This is a genomic window from Tessaracoccus aquimaris, assembly GCF_001997345.1.
Taxonomy (GTDB): domain Bacteria; phylum Actinomycetota; class Actinomycetes; order Propionibacteriales; family Propionibacteriaceae; genus Arachnia; species Arachnia aquimaris.
Genome location: NZ_CP019606.1, coordinates 966075 through 982558 on the forward strand (window position 1 = coordinate 966075; position 16484 = coordinate 982558).

At 69.9% G+C, this 16484-nt stretch carries 15 protein-coding genes and 2 pseudogenes; 9 read left to right on the plus strand and 8 right to left on the minus strand.

Features of this window, described 5'->3' with window-relative positions; translation table 11 throughout:
* Window positions 1-24 precede the first annotated feature (24 nt).
* Entirely contained in the window at window positions 25-747 is a 723-nt protein-coding gene (gene recO, locus BW730_RS04530) for a DNA repair protein RecO (RefSeq protein WP_077685218.1), read from the plus strand.
* A 33-nt stretch (window positions 748-780) separates the two neighbouring features.
* Here recO and BW730_RS04535 read toward each other — a convergent pair whose 3' ends face one another.
* The 4 genes from BW730_RS04535 to BW730_RS04550 are packed head-to-tail and all read right to left on the minus strand — an operon-like array spanning window position 781 to window position 3871.
* Entirely contained in the window at window positions 781-1191 is a 411-nt protein-coding gene (locus BW730_RS04535) for a Fur family transcriptional regulator (RefSeq protein WP_077685219.1), read from the minus strand.
* Window positions 1178-2164, minus strand: coding sequence for a metal ABC transporter permease (locus tag BW730_RS04540; RefSeq protein WP_335340882.1), 987 nt, complete (start codon window positions 2162-2164; stop codon window positions 1178-1180). The genes BW730_RS04535 and BW730_RS04540 overlap by 14 nt, the downstream gene beginning before the upstream one ends.
* Complete coding sequence (locus BW730_RS04545; protein ID WP_077685220.1) at window positions 2161-2913, minus strand: metal ABC transporter ATP-binding protein; 753 nt, start codon at window positions 2911-2913, stop codon at window positions 2161-2163. The genes BW730_RS04540 and BW730_RS04545 overlap by 4 nt, the downstream gene beginning before the upstream one ends.
* Window positions 2900-3871, minus strand: a complete 972-nt coding sequence (locus BW730_RS04550) for a metal ABC transporter substrate-binding protein (RefSeq protein WP_077685221.1) — start codon at window positions 3869-3871, stop codon at window positions 2900-2902. The genes BW730_RS04545 and BW730_RS04550 overlap by 14 nt, the downstream gene beginning before the upstream one ends.
* An 81-nt stretch (window positions 3872-3952) precedes the next feature.
* Here BW730_RS04550 and BW730_RS04555 point away from each other — a divergent pair, with 81 nt between their 5' ends.
* From BW730_RS04555 to dusB, 4 genes and pseudogenes are all read left to right on the plus strand, one after another.
* Entirely contained in the window at window positions 3953-4252 is a 300-nt protein-coding gene (locus BW730_RS04555) for an antibiotic biosynthesis monooxygenase family protein (protein WP_077685222.1), read from the plus strand.
* A 12-nt stretch (window positions 4253-4264) separates the two neighbouring features.
* Window positions 4265-4606, plus strand: a complete 342-nt coding sequence (locus BW730_RS19080; protein WP_226997070.1) for a hypothetical protein — start codon at window positions 4265-4267, stop codon at window positions 4604-4606.
* Between the two features lie 35 nt (window positions 4607-4641).
* Window positions 4642-6399 carry an alpha-galactosidase gene (locus BW730_RS04560; protein ID WP_335340894.1) on the plus strand — a complete coding sequence of 586 codons (1758 nt, stop codon included), beginning with the start codon at window positions 4642-4644 and terminating at the stop codon, window positions 6397-6399.
* A 64-nt stretch (window positions 6400-6463) separates the two neighbouring features.
* Window positions 6464-7614 (plus strand): annotated as a pseudogene (gene dusB / locus BW730_RS04565) (tRNA dihydrouridine synthase DusB).
* On the opposite strand, the gene BW730_RS04570 reads toward dusB, so the two are convergent.
* Window positions 7611-7985, minus strand: a complete 375-nt coding sequence (locus tag BW730_RS04570; protein ID WP_077685223.1) for a hypothetical protein — start codon at window positions 7983-7985, stop codon at window positions 7611-7613. The pseudogene dusB and the gene BW730_RS04570 sit on opposite strands and share 4 nt — an antisense overlap.
* A 10-nt stretch (window positions 7986-7995) precedes the next feature.
* Window positions 7996-9249 carry a D-arabinono-1,4-lactone oxidase gene (locus BW730_RS04575; protein WP_077685224.1) on the minus strand — a complete coding sequence of 418 codons (1254 nt, stop codon included), beginning with the start codon at window positions 9247-9249 and terminating at the stop codon, window positions 7996-7998.
* A 124-nt stretch (window positions 9250-9373) separates the two neighbouring features.
* Between BW730_RS04575 and BW730_RS04580 the strand changes: the two genes are divergently transcribed.
* Window positions 9374-10660: a citrate synthase gene (locus tag BW730_RS04580; RefSeq protein WP_077685225.1), complete on the plus strand. Its 1287-nt coding sequence runs from the start codon at window positions 9374-9376 to the stop codon at window positions 10658-10660.
* A gap of 70 nt (window positions 10661-10730) precedes the next feature.
* Window positions 10731-11795 carry an HD domain-containing protein gene (locus tag BW730_RS04585; RefSeq protein ID WP_077687521.1) on the plus strand — a complete coding sequence of 355 codons (1065 nt, stop codon included), beginning with the start codon at window positions 10731-10733 and terminating at the stop codon, window positions 11793-11795.
* 1 nt (window position 11796) lies between these two features.
* Here the strand turns inward: BW730_RS04585 and BW730_RS04590 are convergent, their stop codons facing one another.
* A complete protein-coding gene (locus BW730_RS04590; RefSeq protein WP_226997071.1) occupies window positions 11797-12561 on the minus strand; it encodes an ABC transporter permease in 765 nt (254 codons plus the stop codon).
* 34 nt (window positions 12562-12595) lie between these two features.
* On the opposite strand from BW730_RS04590, the pseudogene dnaG reads away from it, so the two are divergent.
* Window positions 12596-14424, plus strand: a pseudogene (dnaG, locus tag BW730_RS04595) (DNA primase).
* A gap of 621 nt (window positions 14425-15045) precedes the next feature.
* Here dnaG and BW730_RS04600 read toward each other — a convergent pair.
* Window positions 15046-15849 (minus strand): sigma-70 family RNA polymerase sigma factor, encoded by an 804-nt coding sequence (locus tag BW730_RS04600; protein WP_077685227.1) that lies wholly within the window; start codon window positions 15847-15849, stop codon window positions 15046-15048.
* A gap of 107 nt (window positions 15850-15956) precedes the next feature.
* On the opposite strand from BW730_RS04600, the gene BW730_RS04605 reads away from it, so the two are divergent.
* Window positions 15957-16466 (plus strand): hypothetical protein, encoded by a 510-nt coding sequence (locus BW730_RS04605; protein WP_077685228.1) that lies wholly within the window; start codon window positions 15957-15959, stop codon window positions 16464-16466.
* Window positions 16467-16484 lie beyond the last annotated feature (18 nt).

Here is a 16484-nt window from a genome sequence, read left to right on the forward strand (position 1 = left end):
GCCTAGCCGCCTACACTCGGGGTCGTGCCCACCTACCGTGACGAAGCAGTGGTGCTGCGGACCCACCAACTCGGTGAGGCCGACCGCATCATCACGCTGCTGACGCGCACCCACGGGAAGGTCCGCGCCGTCGCGAAGGGGGTGCGCCGCACGTCAAGCAAGTTCGGCGGCCGCCTCGAGCCGTTCCAGCACGTCGACATCCAGTTCGCGGAGGGCCGAGGCTCGCTTGAGGTCGTCACGCAGGTCGAGGCGCTGCACTCCAGCAGGCTGGCCGCCGACTACTCGCGCTTCACCGCGGCGCAGGTGCTCGTCGAGACGACCGACCGCCTGATCGCAGAGGAGGGGACGCCGTCGCTGCAGCAGTACCGACTGCTGCTCGGTGCGATCCTCGCGCTGGAGCGCGGCGATCTCCCCGCCCCACTGATCGTCGACTCGTTCCTGCTGCGCGCCCTGGCGATCGCCGGGTACGCCGTGGCGACGGCGTCGTGCGCCGAGTGCGGCAACGAAGAGGTCCGATGGTTCTCGCCCCAGGGCGGCGGCGCGGTGTGCACCGGGTGCCGCACGCCAGGCTCTGCGACCCTCGACGGTGACGACGTGGCGCACCTCGGCGCGCTGCTCGCGGGGGACTGGGCGGCGGCGCTGACGGCGCAGCGCAACGTCGCGACGCGGGTCGACGGCATGGTGGTCGCCTACTCGACGTGGCACCTCGACCGGGCGCTCAGGTCGCTTCCCTACTTCGAGCGCTGAGGCTGTCACCCCGTCAATGCGCCAGCGGCCTGCCTACTTCGAGCGCTGAGAGCACTCCTGGCAGAGCCCGAAGATCTCCAACTCGTGGCCGGTGTCGGTGAAGCCGTGCGCGCTGGCGACCTTGGAGGCCCACTCCTCGACCTCGTGCGCCGCGATCTCGATCGAGAACCCGCACGAGCGGCACACCAGGTGGTGGTGGTGCCCCTCCGAGCAGGCCCGGAAGGCCGACTCGCCGTCGGGGGTGCGCAGCACGTCGACCTCGTCGGCCTCGGCCATCGCCTGAAGCGCGCGGTAGACGGTCGCCAGCCCCACCTTGGCGCCGCCCTCGCGTAACTGGTCGTGGATCTGCTGGGCGGTGCGGAACTCCTCACCACCCAGCAGCAGGTCTCGAACCGCGGCCTTCTGCCACGTCTGACGCGTGGCGGCCGGCTTAGTGCTCGTCATAGTGGTCTCCATGCCAGGCGTGCCGATGGCCGTCGTGCACGTAGTCGATGTGGTCGCCGTGCTGGATCTCCCTGCCACCGACCGCGGCCGGCGCGCGGGTGTATTCCCGCTCGGCCGGCTCGTGCGGGTGGTCGCCGTGGTCGGCGATGAACGGGATGAACCGCTCTTCCCGGCGCAGCCTCTTGCCGACCAGCCAGGAGAGGCCGAGCAGCGCGATCGCCGTCACGACGATCGTGGCGCCGGTGGCGGTGTCGAGGTAGAACGAGCCGACGGTGCCACCGAGCGCCGCGAGCACGCCGATGCCCATGGCGCCGAAGAAGGAGGAGAAGAAGCCGACGAAGGCCTGTTGCGCGGTGGCGACCGGGATCACCATCAGCGCGCTGACCAGCAGCAGCCCGACGGTGCGCATCGACAGCGTGACGGTGACGGCGGCGAGCACCACGACGAGCAGGTTCAGCCATCGCACCCGGATGCCGAGCACCTCGGAGTAGTCCTCGTCCACCGAGACGGAGAACAGCCGGGGGGCGAGCCCGACGGTGCACACCAGGATCACCACGGCGAGCGCGACAATGACCCACACGTCGGCCTGGCTGACGGAGGTCAGCGAGCCGAACAGGTATGACGACAGTCCGCCCGCGCCCTGGCCCGCCATGCCAGCCATCAGCACGCCGGAGGCGAGGCCGCCGTAGAACAGGATCGCGAGGCCGAGGTCGCCGGAGGCCTTGCCGTTCTGGCGCAGCAGTTCGACGATCACGGCGCCGGTGACACACACCACGACGGCGACGGGCAGCGGGGCCCAACCGGTCAGCATCGCGAGGCCGACGCCCATGATCGCGACGTGGCCGAGCCCGTCGCCGAGCAGCGACATGCGCTTCTGGACGATGAAGGTGCCGATCGCCGGGGCGATGAGACCGCTGAGAACGGCGGCGATCATTGCCCGCTGCATGAACGGAAGCGAGAAGATCTCGATCATGTGAGGCTCCCGGCGATCGGGTCGGACAGGCCGATGGGGTCGTGGTGGGATTCCTCGTCGGCGCAGGTTGAGCCGAGGACCGGGTCGCCCTCGACGATCCGCCCGTCGCACAGCGTCACGCTGCGGTTGAGGATCGCGGCCATCGGGCCGCGCTCGTGCAGCACGACGAGCAGGCCGAGGCCGTCGTCGCGAAGCCTGCCGAGCAGTTGGGCGAGCCCAGCCTGGCTGTGCAGGTCGACGCCCGCGAGCGGCTCGTCCATCACCAGTAGTCGCGGCTCCGAGGTGAGGGCGCGGGCGATCAGGACCCGCTGCTTCTGGCCGCCGGACAGCGATCGGAAGGGCCAGTCCGCCCTGGAGGCCAGGTCGACCTGCTCAAGGCAATCGTCGACGATGCGGCGATCCGAGCGGCTCAGCCACTGGAAAGGCTTCAGGTGCGCCAGTCGGCCGGCGGAGGCGATCTCGCGGACGGTGGCGTTCGGCACGGAGATGACGCTGTGCTGCGGCACGTAGCCGACCTTCCACCAGTCGCGGAAGCCGGGCACCTGCTGGTCGAACAGCGTGATCTCGCCCTCCTGGTGGGGAAGGATGCCGAGCAGCGTGCGCACCAGGGTCGACTTGCCGGAGCCGTTGCCGCCGAGCAGGGCGACGGCCTCCCCGGCGGCGACGGTGAGCGAGACGTCACGCAGGATCGGCATGCCGCCGATCGAGACGTAGACGCCCTGCGCCCTGATCAGGTCAGGAACATCCATTGGCGCTCCGGAGTGCTTCGAGATTTGCCCGCATGATCGAAGGGTAGTCCTGACCGGGGGAGTTCTTCGTCACTCCCTCGAGCGGGTCGAGCACTGCGGTCTTCAGGCCGAGGTCTCCTGCGATGGCCTTGGCGACCGCGTTGGAGGTCAGGGTCTCGAAGAAGATGGTGGTCACGGAGTGGGCCTTCGCCTCGGCGTGGATCTCGGCGATCCGGGCGGGCGATGGCTCGTCGTCGGGGTTGATGCCGGAGATGCCGATCTCGGTCAGGCCGTAGCGCTCAGCGAGGTAGTTGAAGGCGGCGTGCGTGGTGATGAACTCGCTGCGTTCGCACTGCGCCAGGCCCTGCGTGAACTCCTCGTCCAACGTCGTAAGTTCGGTGACGGCGGCCGCGGCGTTGGCGGTGAAGTCGGCCTTGTTCGCCGGGTCGACCTCCGCCAGTCGGTCTCCGAGCGCCGTCACGAGGGTCTGCATGCGCTCGGGGTCCTGCCAGAAGTGCGGGTCGAAGTCGCCGTGGTCGTGGTCGTGGCCGTCCTCTTCGCCGTGGTCGTGCCCGTCGTCTTCGCTGTGGCCCTCGTCGTCGGCGTGGTCGTGGGTGTGGCCCTCCGCAGGCGGTTGCAGGTCGACCACGGTGCTGACGTCGAAGACGTGCTCCGCGCCGGACTGTTCGATCGCCTGGTCGACCGCGGGCTGGAAGCCCTTGAGGTAGACGACCAGGTCGGCGTCGGCGAGCGATGCGATCTGCTTGGGCGTCAGTTCGAGGTCGTGCGCCTCGGAGCCGGGCATCGTCAGGCTGGTCACCGAGCCGTGCCCGTCGAGCACCTGGCTGGAGGCCCACTCGAGCGGGTAGAAGGCCGCGATGACGCGGGGCGAGTCGGATTCCTGGGCGGCGGGTGCGCCGCAGGCGCTGAGGACGAGGGTGGCCGCGGCGGCGGCTCCGAGCACAGTTCGAATAGTCATGATGATAACCATTATCAATAGGCGGGCCGATCAAGTCAAGGCGGGCCCATTGTCGGGGGCCTGTTCGATAGTCTCGGCATCATGCTCGCGATCAGCCGTTTCCGCACCGACGACCCCGGATTCGAGGACATGGCGCGGCCCGTCGTCGACTGGTGGGCGGCCAGGCCGGGCTGCCTGGGCATCGATCTGGTTCGCAATCTCGACGATCCGGCCCTCTGGGCTATGGTCGGCCGCTGGGACAACGTGGGCGCCTATCGGCGCTCCTTCAACGGCTACGAGGCGAAAATGCTGTTGACCCCCCTGCTGTCGAGAGCCATCGACGAACCGAGCGCCTACCTCCCACCGACCGAACTCGGCGACAACCAGCCACGCACCCTCTGACGGAGCCGCATCATGACCACCTACCTGCTCACCGCCGCGGGCGTCAGCCTCGCCCTCGTCACGGAAGACGACCGCCTGCCCTGCGTGCTCCACTGGGGCCGCGACCTGGGGGACGCCGACGCCGCAGACCTCGAAACGCTCGCCGCCGCTGAGCGACTGCCGATCCTTCCCAACCAGGTCGACGGCTCGCTGAACTACGGCGTCCTGCTGGAGGCCCGCGACGGGATCATGATGCGACCCGGCCTGATCGGCTCGCGCGACGGTGCCGACTGGACCCCCGACTTCCGGGTGGAGCGGGTGCTCCTCGACGGTGCCCCATCGCTGGCCCAGTCGCCGCCGGTGCCGCGTCGCTGACCTTCGAGGCGACCGCCGCGGAGGCGGGCCTGGCTCTGAGCCTCGAGATCGGCCTCACCGAGCAGGGCCTGGTGGCGGCCCGCGGCACCCTCACCAACACCGGCGAGGGCGGCTACCAACTCGACGAACTGACCCTCAGCCTCCCCGTGCCGAGCCGCGCCGCAGAGGTGCTGGACTTCGCGGGCCGCTGGGGCGTCGAACGCTTCCCGCAGCGCACCCGGATGTCCGTCGGCCAGCGGCGCCGCGAGGGTCGCCACGGTCGCACCGGCGCCGACTCGGCATACGTGATGCACCTCGGCGTGCCCGGCTTCGGATACGCCGACGGCGAGGTGTGGGCCCTGCACACCGCATGGAGCGGGAACCACGTGCACCAGGCCGAACTCGACCTCGCAGGCACGCAGGTGCTCTCCGGCGGCGAACTCCTTCTGCCGGGGGAGGGGCGCCTCGCCGAGGGCGCGAGCTATCAGAGCCCCTGGCTGTACTACTCCTACGGCGAGGGCCTCGACGCCGTCGCCCACCGGTACCAGCGCTTCCTGCGCGCCCTGCCGCACGCCCCGGCGACCGACCGACCCGTCACGCTCAACGTGTGGGAGGCCGTCTACTTCGACCACGACCTGGCCAGGCTCACCGACCTTGCGGAACGCGCCGCGGCACTCGGCGTCGAGCGCTACGTGCTCGACGACGGCTGGTTCGGCGACCGACGCGACGACAAGGCGGGCCTCGGAGACTGGGTCGTGTCGGCCGACGCGTGGCCCGACGGCCTCACGCCCTTGATCGAGAAGGTGCACGCGCTCGGCATGGAGTTCGGGCTGTGGTTCGAGCCCGAGATGGTCAACGAGGACTCCGACGTCGCCCGCGAGCACCCCGAATGGATCGCCCAGCCGAAGGGCAGGCTGCCGCTGCCGTCTCGGTTCCAGCAGGTGCTCAACCTGAGCATCGAGGGGGCCTGGCAGCACGTGTTCTCGCAGATGGATGCGGTGCTTCGAGACAACGCCATCGACTACGTCAAGTGGGACCACAACCGCGACCTGGTCGACACCGGCACCGCTCCGGAGGGTCGCGCGGCCGTGCACGCCCAGACGCTCGCCTTCTACCGATTGCTCGACGCGCTGCGCGAGCGCCATCCCGACGTCGAGTTCGAGTCGTGCAGTTCCGGCGGCGCCCGCGTCGACCTCGAGGTGCTCAAGCGCGCCGAGCGGGTCTGGGTCTCGGACGTGATCGACCCGGCCGAGCGGCAGCGGATGCTGTGGTGGACGAGCCAACTGATCCCCGCCGAGTTCCAGGGCAGCCACGTCGCGTCCGGGCGCTCGCACACCACCGGCCGCTGGCACGACCTGTCCTTCCGCGCCGCCACCGCCGTCTTCGGACACTTCGGCATCGAGTGGGACCTCGCCCAGGCCACCAAGGACGAGTTGGGCGAGCTCCGCTGGTGGATCGACTGGTACAAGGCCAACCGCGACGTGCTGCTCGGCGGCGAACTGGTGCGCGTCGACATGCCCGACCCGAGCGTCTACTTCAAGGGCGTCGTCACCGACGCCAAGGCGATCTTCTCCGTGTCGCAACTGGCCGCCTCGCCCGTGTGCAGCCTCGGCGTGCTGCGCTTCCCCGGCCTCGATCCCGACGCGCGCTACAGCGTGAAGGTGATCGACCGGCAGCAGGTGCCCGCAGAGGGTCGCCCGTCCTGGGAGGTCGGGGACGTCGTGCTCCCCGGTCGGCTGCTCAGCGGCGTCGGCCTCCGAGCGCCGCAACTCTTGCCCGAGACCGCCGTCCTGATCGAGCTCGAGCGCCAGTAGCCGGTTTCCGGGCTCACCCGGTTCGGACGTAAACTCCTGGGGTTACCCCGACCCCAGGAGAGACATGCCCGCCGTTGCCCCGCTGCGCCTGCACGCGCCGAGCCGACCCGACGCCGTCGTCGTCGACCTGCCCGTCGTGCTCGCGCCGATGGCAGGCGTCACCAACGCCGCCTACCGGCAGTTGTGCCGCGAGCAGGGTGCCGGGCTGTACGTGTGCGAGATGATCACCTCGCGCGGACTCGTGGTCGGCGACCACAAGACCCACGACATGCTCGCGTTCGACCCTGGGGAGAAGACCCGCTCGGTGCAGTTGTACGGGGTCGACGCGGACGTGATGGCCGACGCGGCCCGGATCCTGATCCGCGACTTCGCCGTCGACCACATCGACCTCAACTTCGGCTGCCCCGTCCCCAAGGTGACCCGCAAGGGCGGCGGAGGGGTGCTGCCGTACAAGCGGGACCGGCTGCGCGCGATCGTGCGCGAGACGGTCCGCGCCGCCGACGAGCACGGCGTGCCCGTCACCATCAAGACGCGCATCGGCATCGACAAGGACCACGAGACCTTCCTCGACGCGGGACGCATCGCGCAGGAGGAGGGCGCCGCCGCGATCGCCCTGCACGGCCGCACCGTCCAGCAGGCCTACTCAGGAGAGGCCGACTGGGCCCGGATCAGGGAACTGGTCGACGAGGTCGACATCCCGGTGCTCGGCAACGGCGACATCTGGGAGGCCGAGGACGCCCTGAAGATGATGGACCAGACCGGTTGCGCGGGCGTCGTGATCGGGCGCGGCTGCCTCGGGCGGCCCTGGCTCTTCGGCGACCTCGCGGCGGCCTTCGAGGGCGAGGAACTGCGGCTCCGGCCGACGCTCGGCGAGGTCGGCCGGATGATCCTGCGGCACGCCGAACTGCTGGCCGGCTACCAGGGCGAGCGGCACGGCCTCACCGACCTGCGCAAGCACATGGCGTGGTACTTCAAGGGCTACCCGGTCGGCGAACTGCGCCGCCGCTTCGCGATGGTCTCGACGCTCGAGGAACTGCGCGGCCTTGTCGACCAGTTGGACGCCGACGCCGAGTTCCCCGTCAACGAACTTGGCACCCCCGCGGCAGGCAGGGCTCGCCGCGGGGCAAGGTCGTGCTTCCCTACGGCTGGTACGACGACACCTCGGGCTGCGACCTCGACCTCGCCGACGCCGAGATCGGCGTCTCGGGAGGCTAGTTCGCAAGGATCTCCTCCAGAAGCTCTGCGCCGCTGGAGATGATGCGAGTCGGGAACTCCGCGGGTGCGTGCTGCAGGTCGGCCTCATCGACGAAGCACATGGCACAACCAATTGGATGGATCGCGAAACGCCCCACCTTGGCGATCTCGACGAGAAGGTCCCAGGCGACCCGACCACCGATGTGGTTGAGCATCATGCCCGTCACCAGCCCGTCCCCGTTCGGTTCCCAGCCGTAAATGTCCGCTTCACCGTCGGGCAGGACGATCGACATCGCGCTCGAGCTGAGCAGGGGGCGAATGAGGGCGGTCACCTGAAGCGCACGCTCGTGTGACTGTGGCCAGAAGCTGAACAGAAAGACGTCGAAACTCACCCTCCGGACGTTACAGGCCGAGGCGCTCCAGGAACGGGCCGACGAACTTGCGGTCCGGGTCCAGCCGCGCGGCGAGCGCCGCGAAGTCGGGCCAGCGCTCGTAGCGGGCGCGGATCTCCTCCGCGGGCAGCGTGGTCACCTTGCCCCAGTGCGGTCGCGCCGAGTTCGGCAGCGCCGCCTCCAGCGTCGGCAGGAAGTTGAACAGGGCCTCCTGGTCGTCCTTCCACGTGAAGTGCAGCCCGACGGTGTCGCGGCCGTAGGCGGGCGAGAGCCACAGGTCGTCGGCTCGCATCGTGCGGATCTCCGAGACGTGCAGCAACGGGGCGATCAGGTGCGCCAGCGACTGGATCGCCGCGATCGCCGCGGGCAGGTCGGCGCGCGGCACCAGGTACTCGGCCTGGATCTCGGCGCCCGCCGACGGGGTGAAGTCGAGCCGGAAGTGCGGAAGCCGGGCATGCCACGGGCCGAAGACGCCGCCCTGCTCGGTCGCGGGCGACGCGTCCGCGCCCGGGATCGGATGCCGAGGCCCGTCCGCCGGATGGGCGCCCAGGCGCGACAGGTCGGGCGCCGTGCGCGGGTGCCTGGTCTTCACCCACACCTGGTCGACGCTGGCGGCATCGGCCCAGGTGGTGAACAGGCTGACGCTGTCGCCGCTGGCCGTCAGCGCCTCGTAGTCGCCGAGCGCGGCCTCCCACGTCAGGCCCTCGAACACCGTCTGTGCGACCTCGTAGGTCGGCGACACGTTGAGGTCGAGGCTGATCAGCACCCCGAGCGCGCCGAGGTGGACGACGTGGCCCTCGAAGTCCTCGTCGCCGCGGGAAACGCGCCTGCGGGACCCGTCGGCCGCGATGAAGTCGATGGCCTCGACCTGGGTCGACAGCGTCCCGATCGCGTCCCCGGAGCCGTGGGTGCCCGTCGCGACGGCCCCCGCCACCGAGATGTGGGGAAGGGAGGCCAGGTTCGACATGGCGACCCCGAGCCGGTCCAGTTCTGGCACCAGGTCGCCGTGCCGAGCCCCCGCAGGCACCCTCACGACGCCCTCGGCGACCAGTTCGACGGGGGCCCGCCGGATCGCCTCCAGGCTGATCAGGACTCCGTCGGTATCTGCCAGGTCGTTGAACGAGTGACGGCTGCCGAGTACGCGCACCTTTGGGCGCGAGGCGACCTCGTGCGCCAGCTCCTCGAGCGTGCCGGGGCGCAGCAGTTCCGCCGCCCGGTATGCGATGTTGCCCGCCCAGTTGGAACCGGGGTGGTTGCTGTCCATGGAAGCGCTCCTTTGCCGTTGTCAGCCAACCTACCGGCTGACCAAGCCCGACCCGGGCGAAGCCCACCAGTACCGGTTCGCTAGATTCCAAGGGGCCCCTTGGCCGGAATCGGAGGAAATATCCATGTCCGAAACTGCAAACCTCATCTTCGACGGGCAGAGCTATGAACTGCCGATCGTCACAGGGACGGAGGGGGAGAGGGCAATCGACATCAGTCGGCTGCGCGGCGCGACAGGGCTCATCACCCTGGACGACGGCTACGCCAACACCGGCTCATGCCGCTCCGCCATCACCTTCATCGACGGCGAGCGAGGCATCCTGCGCTACCGGGGCGTCCCCATCGAGGACCTCGCAGCCCGGTCGAGCTTCATCGAGACGGCCGAGTTGCTGATCTTCGGCCAACTGCCGGACGACGAGGAGCGCGCCGAGTTCCGCAGCCTGCTGACGGAGAACTCGTGGCTGCACCGCGACATGCGCAAGCACTTCGACGCGTTCCCCAAGAACGCGCACCCGATGAGCATCCTGTCCGCGATGATCTCCGCGCTGCAGAGCCACGACCTCCCGGAGCACCACTTCACCGACGCGATGGGATTCAGGGAGGCGGCCGCGAACCTGATCGCCAAGACGCGCACCATCGCGGCGGCCTCGTACAAGTCGCACATCGGCCAGCCGATCGTCTATCCCCGCTACGACCTGCCGTACGCGGAGAACTTCCTGCACATGATGTTCACGCAGCCCTACCGCGACTACGAGACGACGCCGGAGGTGGCGCACGCGCTCAACATGTTCCTGGTGCTGCACGCCGACCACGAGCAGAACTGCTCGACCTCCACCGTCCGGATGGTCGCCTCCGGCGGCGCCAACATGTACGCCTCAGTCTCGGCAGGCGTCAACGCGCTGTGGGGTCCGCTGCACGGCGGCGCCAACATGGCCGTCATCGAGATGCTCGAGCAGATCCGCGACGGATCGCTGAGCGCGCAGCAGTACATCGACCGCGTCAAGGACAAGAAGTCCGGCGCCAAGCTGATGGGCTTCGGGCACCGCGTCTACCGCAACTTCGACCCGCGCGCCACGATCCTGAAGTCGGCCGCCGACTCGATGCTCGACTCCATGCACATCACCGACCCGCTGCTCGACATCGCCCGCGAGGTCGAACAGGCGGCGCTTGCGGACGACTACTTCGCCTCGCGCAGGCTGTACCCCAACGTCGACTTCTACTCCGGCATCATCCTGCGCGCCATCGGCATCCCGATGGACATGTTCACGGTGATGTTCGCGATCGGCCGGACGCCCGGCTGGATCGCGCAGTGGAAGGAGGTCACCGACAACCCGGGCCAGCGGATCTACCGCCCGCGTCAGGTCTATGTCGGCGAGCCGCAACGCGAGTGGAAGGCGCGCGAAGACCGCTGACGACCTCGGGTAGGTTGGCCTCGACATGAACGACTCCCTCCTGCCCCGCACCAAGCTGTGGGCCGCCACCATGCACGGTCACGGCGACGGCGTGATCTCGGCCCACGCGACCTCGACGGCCCGGCTCGCCCCACGCGGGGCGCGCACCAGGGCGCAGCGCGAGGAGTTGGAGCGCCTGCTCTACGTCGAGGAGTCCTCCTTCTCCGACGGCGCAGGCGAGCGCGCGCGACAGGAGGAACCGGACGAGTTCCGCACCTGCTTCGAGCGGGACCGCGACCGGATCGTCCACTCGGCCGCGTTCCGGCGGCTTGCGGGCAAGACCCAGGTCGTCGTCTACCCGACCGACCATCAGCGCACCCGCCTCACCCACGCCATCGAGGTCGCCCAGGCCGCCGTCGCCATGGCGCGCGGCATCGGCGTCAACGTGACGCTCGCCGACGCGATCGCGCTCGGCCACGACTGCGGCCACGGGCCCGGCGGGCACGCCTCCGAGGACGCCTTCGACCAGTTCATCGCTGGCGGCTACGACCACGGCCCTTGGGGAGCCGACGTGGTGCTCGCCGACCTGAACCTGACGACCCAGACCCTCGACGGCATCCGCAACCACTCCTGGTCGCGGCCGGCGCCCTCGACGATCGAGGGGGAGATCGTCTCGTGGGCCGACCGGATCGCCTACTGCGCCCACGACCTGGAGGACGCCGTCCACGCAGGCATCGTCACCGTCGAGGATCTCCCGTCGGTGGTGCGTGACGTGGCGGGCGTCAGTCGCCGCACCCAACTGGCCACCTTCATCAACGCTGTGATCGCCACCACGGCCGAGACGGGTGTGGTCGGGATGGACGAACTGACCGCCGAGGCGCTCGGCGAACTCAGGCGGTTCAACTACGAGCGGATCTACACGCGCCCCGAGTCCGTCGCCCAGTCCGTGACGGTGGTGCGCGTCCTCACCGATCTGGTCGACTACTACCTCGAGAACCCGGAGGCGCTGCCGCTTGAGTACCGCGGCGACGACCTGATCCGCGGAGCGGTGGCCTATGTGGGGGGCATGACTGACCGGTTCGCCTTCGAGCAGGCCGCCGCGCTGCTCGGCTGGGACCCTAAGCGACTTCCCCGCGGCATCGGGCGCGGGGCCTGAGCTAGGGGCGAAGCCGCTCGGCGAGGTCCGGCGGGAGCAGTCGGGCGCCGGCCATCAGCCAGCGGGCCGTGACGGCGGTGCACACCTGACCCGCGTTGACGCCGACCAGCACCAGCACCTGCGCCGCCGCGGCCGCCCACGGGCTGCCGCCGCCGAGCAGGACGCCGATGTAGGCGCCGGGGAGCGCGACGAGGCCGACGGTGCGCGTCTGGTCGAGCGCGGGGATCAGCGCCTCGTGGAGCGTCGGGGAGATCACCTCGCGGATCGCGAAGGAGCGCTCGAAGCCGATCGACAGGTAGGCCTCGTACTGGTTGATGCCCGAGCGCAGATCCGCGAAGGCGCGCCGCGCCACCAGGGTGTGCGCAGTCATCATGTTGCCCACCAGGATGCCCGCGATCGGAACGATCGCCGGCCCCGTGAAGGGCGCGGTTCCCGTCGCGAAGATGATCACCAGGACGGGCAGCGCGCCTGCCAGCATCGCCAGCCCGGCCGAGCCCACGGCTCGCCACGAGCGCAGCCCGGATCGCTTCGACGTGGTGTAGACGCCGATCAGGAACATCAGGCAGACGAAGGCCACGGCGAGGCCCGCCTGGCTGAGGGCGACGCCGACCACGAGCGAGACGACCAGGAGTTGCACTCCGGCCCGGAGGGCGGCCCAGGGAATGGTGCGCGCGACGGGCACCCTGCCCCACAGCGCCACGCCGGTTCCAAGCGCGACCAGCAGCGAGAGAGCGAGCGCGAGTTGCCAGCCGATCTCCACCGTCACGGTCGTCACGATAGTGCCAGTAGACTCATCAACCATGGCAGGCCGCATCAACGACGAGGACATCGCGACCGTCCGTGAGCGCAGCCGGATCGAGGATGTCGTCGGCGGATACGTCGCCCTACGCAACGCGGGCGGCGGGTCGTTGAAGGGGCTGTGCCCGTTCCACGACGAGAAGACCCCCAGTTTCACCGTGACGCCAGCCCGAGGGTTCTACTACTGCTTCGGCTGCGGCGAGGGCGGCGACGTCATCACCTTCCTGCAGCGGCAGCAGAACCTGTCCTTCGTGGAGGCTGTGCAGGTGCTCGCCGACCGGGCGGGCATCGTGCTGCGCATTGAGGACGACGGCTCGGGTCCGGGGCAGACGCCTGGGCTGCGCAAGCGCGTCCTCGAGGCAAACCAGGCGGCCGAGGACTTCTACTCGAAGCAACTCGACTCGCCCGAGGGCATCGCCGGACGCCAGTTCCTGGACGGCCGCGGCTTCGACCGCGAGATCGCGCTGCACTTCCGCGTCGGGTACGCCCCGCGGCACGGTGCGGCGCTCCGGCAGACCCTGAAGGCGCAGGGCTTCACCGACGACGTGCTGAAGGCCGCTGGCCTGGTGCGCGACTCGGGCCGCGACTTCTTCACCGGCCGGGTGCTGTGGCCGATCCGCGACTCGGCGCAGGCCGTCCTCGGCTTCGGAGCGCGCCGCATCTACGAGGACGATCGGCTGCCCGCCAAGTACATCAACACCCCCGAGTCGCCCGTCTACAAGAAGTCGCACGTGCTGTACGGCCTCGACCTGGCGCGCCGGGAGATCGGCAAGAAGTCCCAGGCGGTGGTGGTCGAGGGATACACCGACGTGATGGCCGCGCACCTGGCCGGCGTCGAAACGGCGGTCGCCTCGTGCGGGACCGCGTTCGGCGAGGACCACGGTCGGCTGCTGCAGCGGCTGATGGGCACCTCCGACGGCCTGCACGGCGAGGTGATCTTCACCTTCGACGGCGACAAGGCCGGCCAAGCGGCGGCGCTCAAGGTGTTCAAGGGGACCAGAACTTCATCGCGCAGACCTATGTGGCGGTCGAGCCGACGGGCCTTGACCCGTGCGACCTGCGCCTGCAACAGGGCGAGGCCGCGGTGCGGGAACTGGTGGCCCGTCGGATCCCGCTGTACCGCTTCGTGATGGCCAACATCGCCAAGAGCTACGACCTGGACCGTGCGGACGGCAGGCTCGCGGCCGCCCGCGAGGGCGCCGAGTTGGTCGGCTCCATCCGGGACCAGTCGCTGGTCAACCAGTACCTACGGGAACTGGCCGGGGTGCTCGGCATGGACCTCGACGACGTGCGTCGCGAGGCCGCGCGCGTCGGACGGCGGCAGGCCGGCCCGGAGCCTGACCCCACGGAGCCGGAGCGCGAGGTCGACCCGGCGTGGCCAGAGGCGAACGACCCCGCGCTGCGGTTGGAGCGCGACAGCCTCAAGTTGATGCTGCAGTACCCGCTGACGTTCGACGCCGCCTGGAACTCGGTCGAGCCGACCGACTTCAACCATCCCGGCTACCAGGCCGTGTTCCGGCTGCTGTCGGCGGTGGAGTTCGGCGAGAACTGGACCGACCGGCTGCGGGCCGCGGCGCCCAACGAGTTGGTCGAGCAGTTGCTGGTCGCGCTGCTCGTCGAGCCGCTGCTTCGCGATCCGGACGAGACATACTCGCTCACCCACACCTCGCGGCTGCAGTTGGCGCGGGTTTCGCGCCAGATCGCCGACGTGAAGTCGAAGCTGCAGCGCACCGACCCCGTCAAGGACCCCACGGGCCACCGCGCCCAGTTCGCCCAGCTCACCGAGTTGGAGATGCGGCGAAAGCGCCTGCAGGCCGTCGGGCTGGGGTAGTCTCCCGTTCCCCGGGCCTGACGAGTGCCGTTCCCCGAGCCTGTCGAGTGCCGTTCCCCGAGCCTGCCGAGTGCCGTTCCCCGAGCTGTCGAGGGGTCCGCAACCCGGTGCCGGTCGAGTGGTGTGGGCCGTTCCCCGAGCTTGTCGAGGGGTCCGTAACCTGCGCTGATTTGGGTGGAGCGCCGTTCCCCGAGCTTGTCGAGGGGTCCGCAACCCGGTGCCGGTCGAGTGGTGTGGGCCGTTCCCCGAGCCTGTCGAGGGGTCCGTAACCGGCGCTGATCGGGGTCGAGATCCTGCGCCGGGTGCGAGGAGTTTCGACGCGGGCTGCGGCGCTACGCGCCTTTGCCCGGCTCAACCAGCGGCCCGTTCCCCGAGCTTGTCGAGGGGTCCGTAACCCGGGCGCTTATCGGGGTCGAGATCGTGCGCCGGGTGAGGGGGGTTTCGACGCGGGCTGTGGCGCTGCGCGCCTTTGCCCGGCTCAACCAGCGGGCCGTTCCCCGAGCTTGTCGAGGGGTCCGTAACCGGCGCTGACCGGGGTCGAGATCATGCGCCGCGTGCGAGGGGCTTCTACGTGGGCTGCGGCGCTGCGCCCCTTTGCCCGGCTCGACGGGTCGTCCGCCGTCAGCCTCCTCTCCCGGCCCGCGGGGGAGCCGTCGTCCGGTCCGCCTCCAGCACCGCGCGAGCCTCCAGCAACGACTCCCGGTCCCAGCGATAGGCCGTGGACACCGACACGCCGAGCGCCTCGGCCAGCAGCGCCAACGTGTAGCGCGGCTCGCGCAGCCGCAACTCGAGGATCCTGCGGTGCCGCGGGGCAAGCAGTGCCAGGAAGTCCACCGAGGTCTCCACCGCCCGCGTCATCCGGTGCTGGGCGTCGACGTCCTCGGCCACGACACCCTCCAGCGGCACCCGCCGAAGCGTCCCCCGTGCGACCGCTGAGACGCTGACCCCGATGGCCGCGGCCGCCGCGCTGAGGCTCGCCCCTGGGCTCTGTCCCTGGGCCAACAGCGCCTTCCGGGTGGCCCGCCGGTCCGCGCGCGACCCCACCGCGCTCGTGGCGGAGAGCGGCGAGTCGGAAAGCGCCCGCCGGATGACGTGGTAGACGAAGGTCGTGAACCTCACACCGAGGGTGTGGTCGAAGGCACGGATCGCCTGCGCGACCGAGAGGCACGCCTCCTGGAACAGGTCATCCGGCGTGAGTTTCGCGGCCAGGGCGACCCGATAGGCGATCTTGCGTGCGACTCGGATCCCGACGCCCCAGAGCACGTCCATGGCCCGCCGCCCGGCGTCGACCACTCCCTCCAATCGCGAGTCGGTGGCGCCCTGAGCGATCAGGTGGTGGGCATACAGCCCCGCCTCGATGGCCTTTGCGGCCGCGAGGTCTTCGCCTTCGGCGAGCCAGACCAGGGCGAGATTCGGTGTCTTCATGCCTCAGCATTGGCCGGGGTGGAGCAATCCTCGGCGACGTCTGCTGGACCTGTGGATGCCCGGCGACGGACAACACAACTTCTCCACAACCGGGGCACAATGGAGGCATGGCCTTGTTCAAGCGGACCCGCATCGACTCCAGCCTCAACGAGGGCCTCGACGCCGCCCTTGGAGGGCGCGGCGAGGTGCTGGCGCAGGCCACGGGAGACGGCGTCGTGCTCGTCGGAACCCGCGAGGCGCTCGCGCTGCGCCGGGACGGGGCGTGGCAGGTGTGGCCGTGGGAGGACGTCAGCGGCGGAGGGTGGAAGTCCGAGTCGGGGTCGTTCCGCTGGAAGAGCATCGAGGGCGAGAAGTTCAGCGTGCAGTTGAGCGAGCCGAACCAGCTTCCCGGGCTGTTCCGAGAGCGGGTCGAGGCATCGACCGTCGTCCAGTGCCTGATCGACTCGCCCGTGCGTGGTGAGGTGCAGATCATCTGCCGCCGCGGGCTCGGAGCGGACCAACCCCTGCGCTGGTATGCCGTGCCATCAGGGGGTGCCGACCTTGCGGATCCGGCGACCGCCGCGGCCGTCGTGGCCGAGACCGACCGGTTGAGGGAGGAGTACTTCCCGGGGGTCTAGCCGATTCGCATTCGCCTC

Bases quoted from the DNA above. Each gene is read 5' to 3' on its own strand.
- BW730_RS04535 (WP_077685219.1), bottom strand. From the start codon at position 1,191: ATGACGAGCACTAAGCCGGCCGCCACGCGTCAGACGTGGCAGAAGGCC.
- BW730_RS04540 (WP_335340882.1), bottom strand. From the start codon at position 2,164: ATGATCGAGATCTTCTCGCTTCCGTTCATGCAGCGGGCAATGATCGCC.
- BW730_RS04545 (WP_077685220.1), bottom strand. From the start codon at position 2,913: ATGGATGTTCCTGACCTGATCAGGGCGCAGGGCGTCTACGTCTCGATC.
- BW730_RS04550 (WP_077685221.1), bottom strand. From the start codon at position 3,871: ATGACTATTCGAACTGTGCTCGGAGCCGCCGCCGCGGCCACCCTCGTC.
- BW730_RS04555 (WP_077685222.1), top strand. From the start codon at position 3,953: ATGCTCGCGATCAGCCGTTTCCGCACCGACGACCCCGGATTCGAGGAC.
- BW730_RS19080 (WP_226997070.1), top strand. From the start codon at position 4,265: ATGACCACCTACCTGCTCACCGCCGCGGGCGTCAGCCTCGCCCTCGTC.
- BW730_RS04575 (WP_077685224.1), bottom strand. From the start codon at position 9,249: ATGGACAGCAACCACCCCGGTTCCAACTGGGCGGGCAACATCGCATAC.
- BW730_RS04580 (WP_077685225.1), top strand. From the start codon at position 9,374: ATGTCCGAAACTGCAAACCTCATCTTCGACGGGCAGAGCTATGAACTG.
- BW730_RS04585 (WP_077687521.1), top strand. From the start codon at position 10,731: ATGCACGGTCACGGCGACGGCGTGATCTCGGCCCACGCGACCTCGACG.
- BW730_RS04600 (WP_077685227.1), bottom strand. From the start codon at position 15,849: ATGAAGACACCGAATCTCGCCCTGGTCTGGCTCGCCGAAGGCGAAGAC.
- BW730_RS04605 (WP_077685228.1), top strand. From the start codon at position 15,957: ATGGCCTTGTTCAAGCGGACCCGCATCGACTCCAGCCTCAACGAGGGC.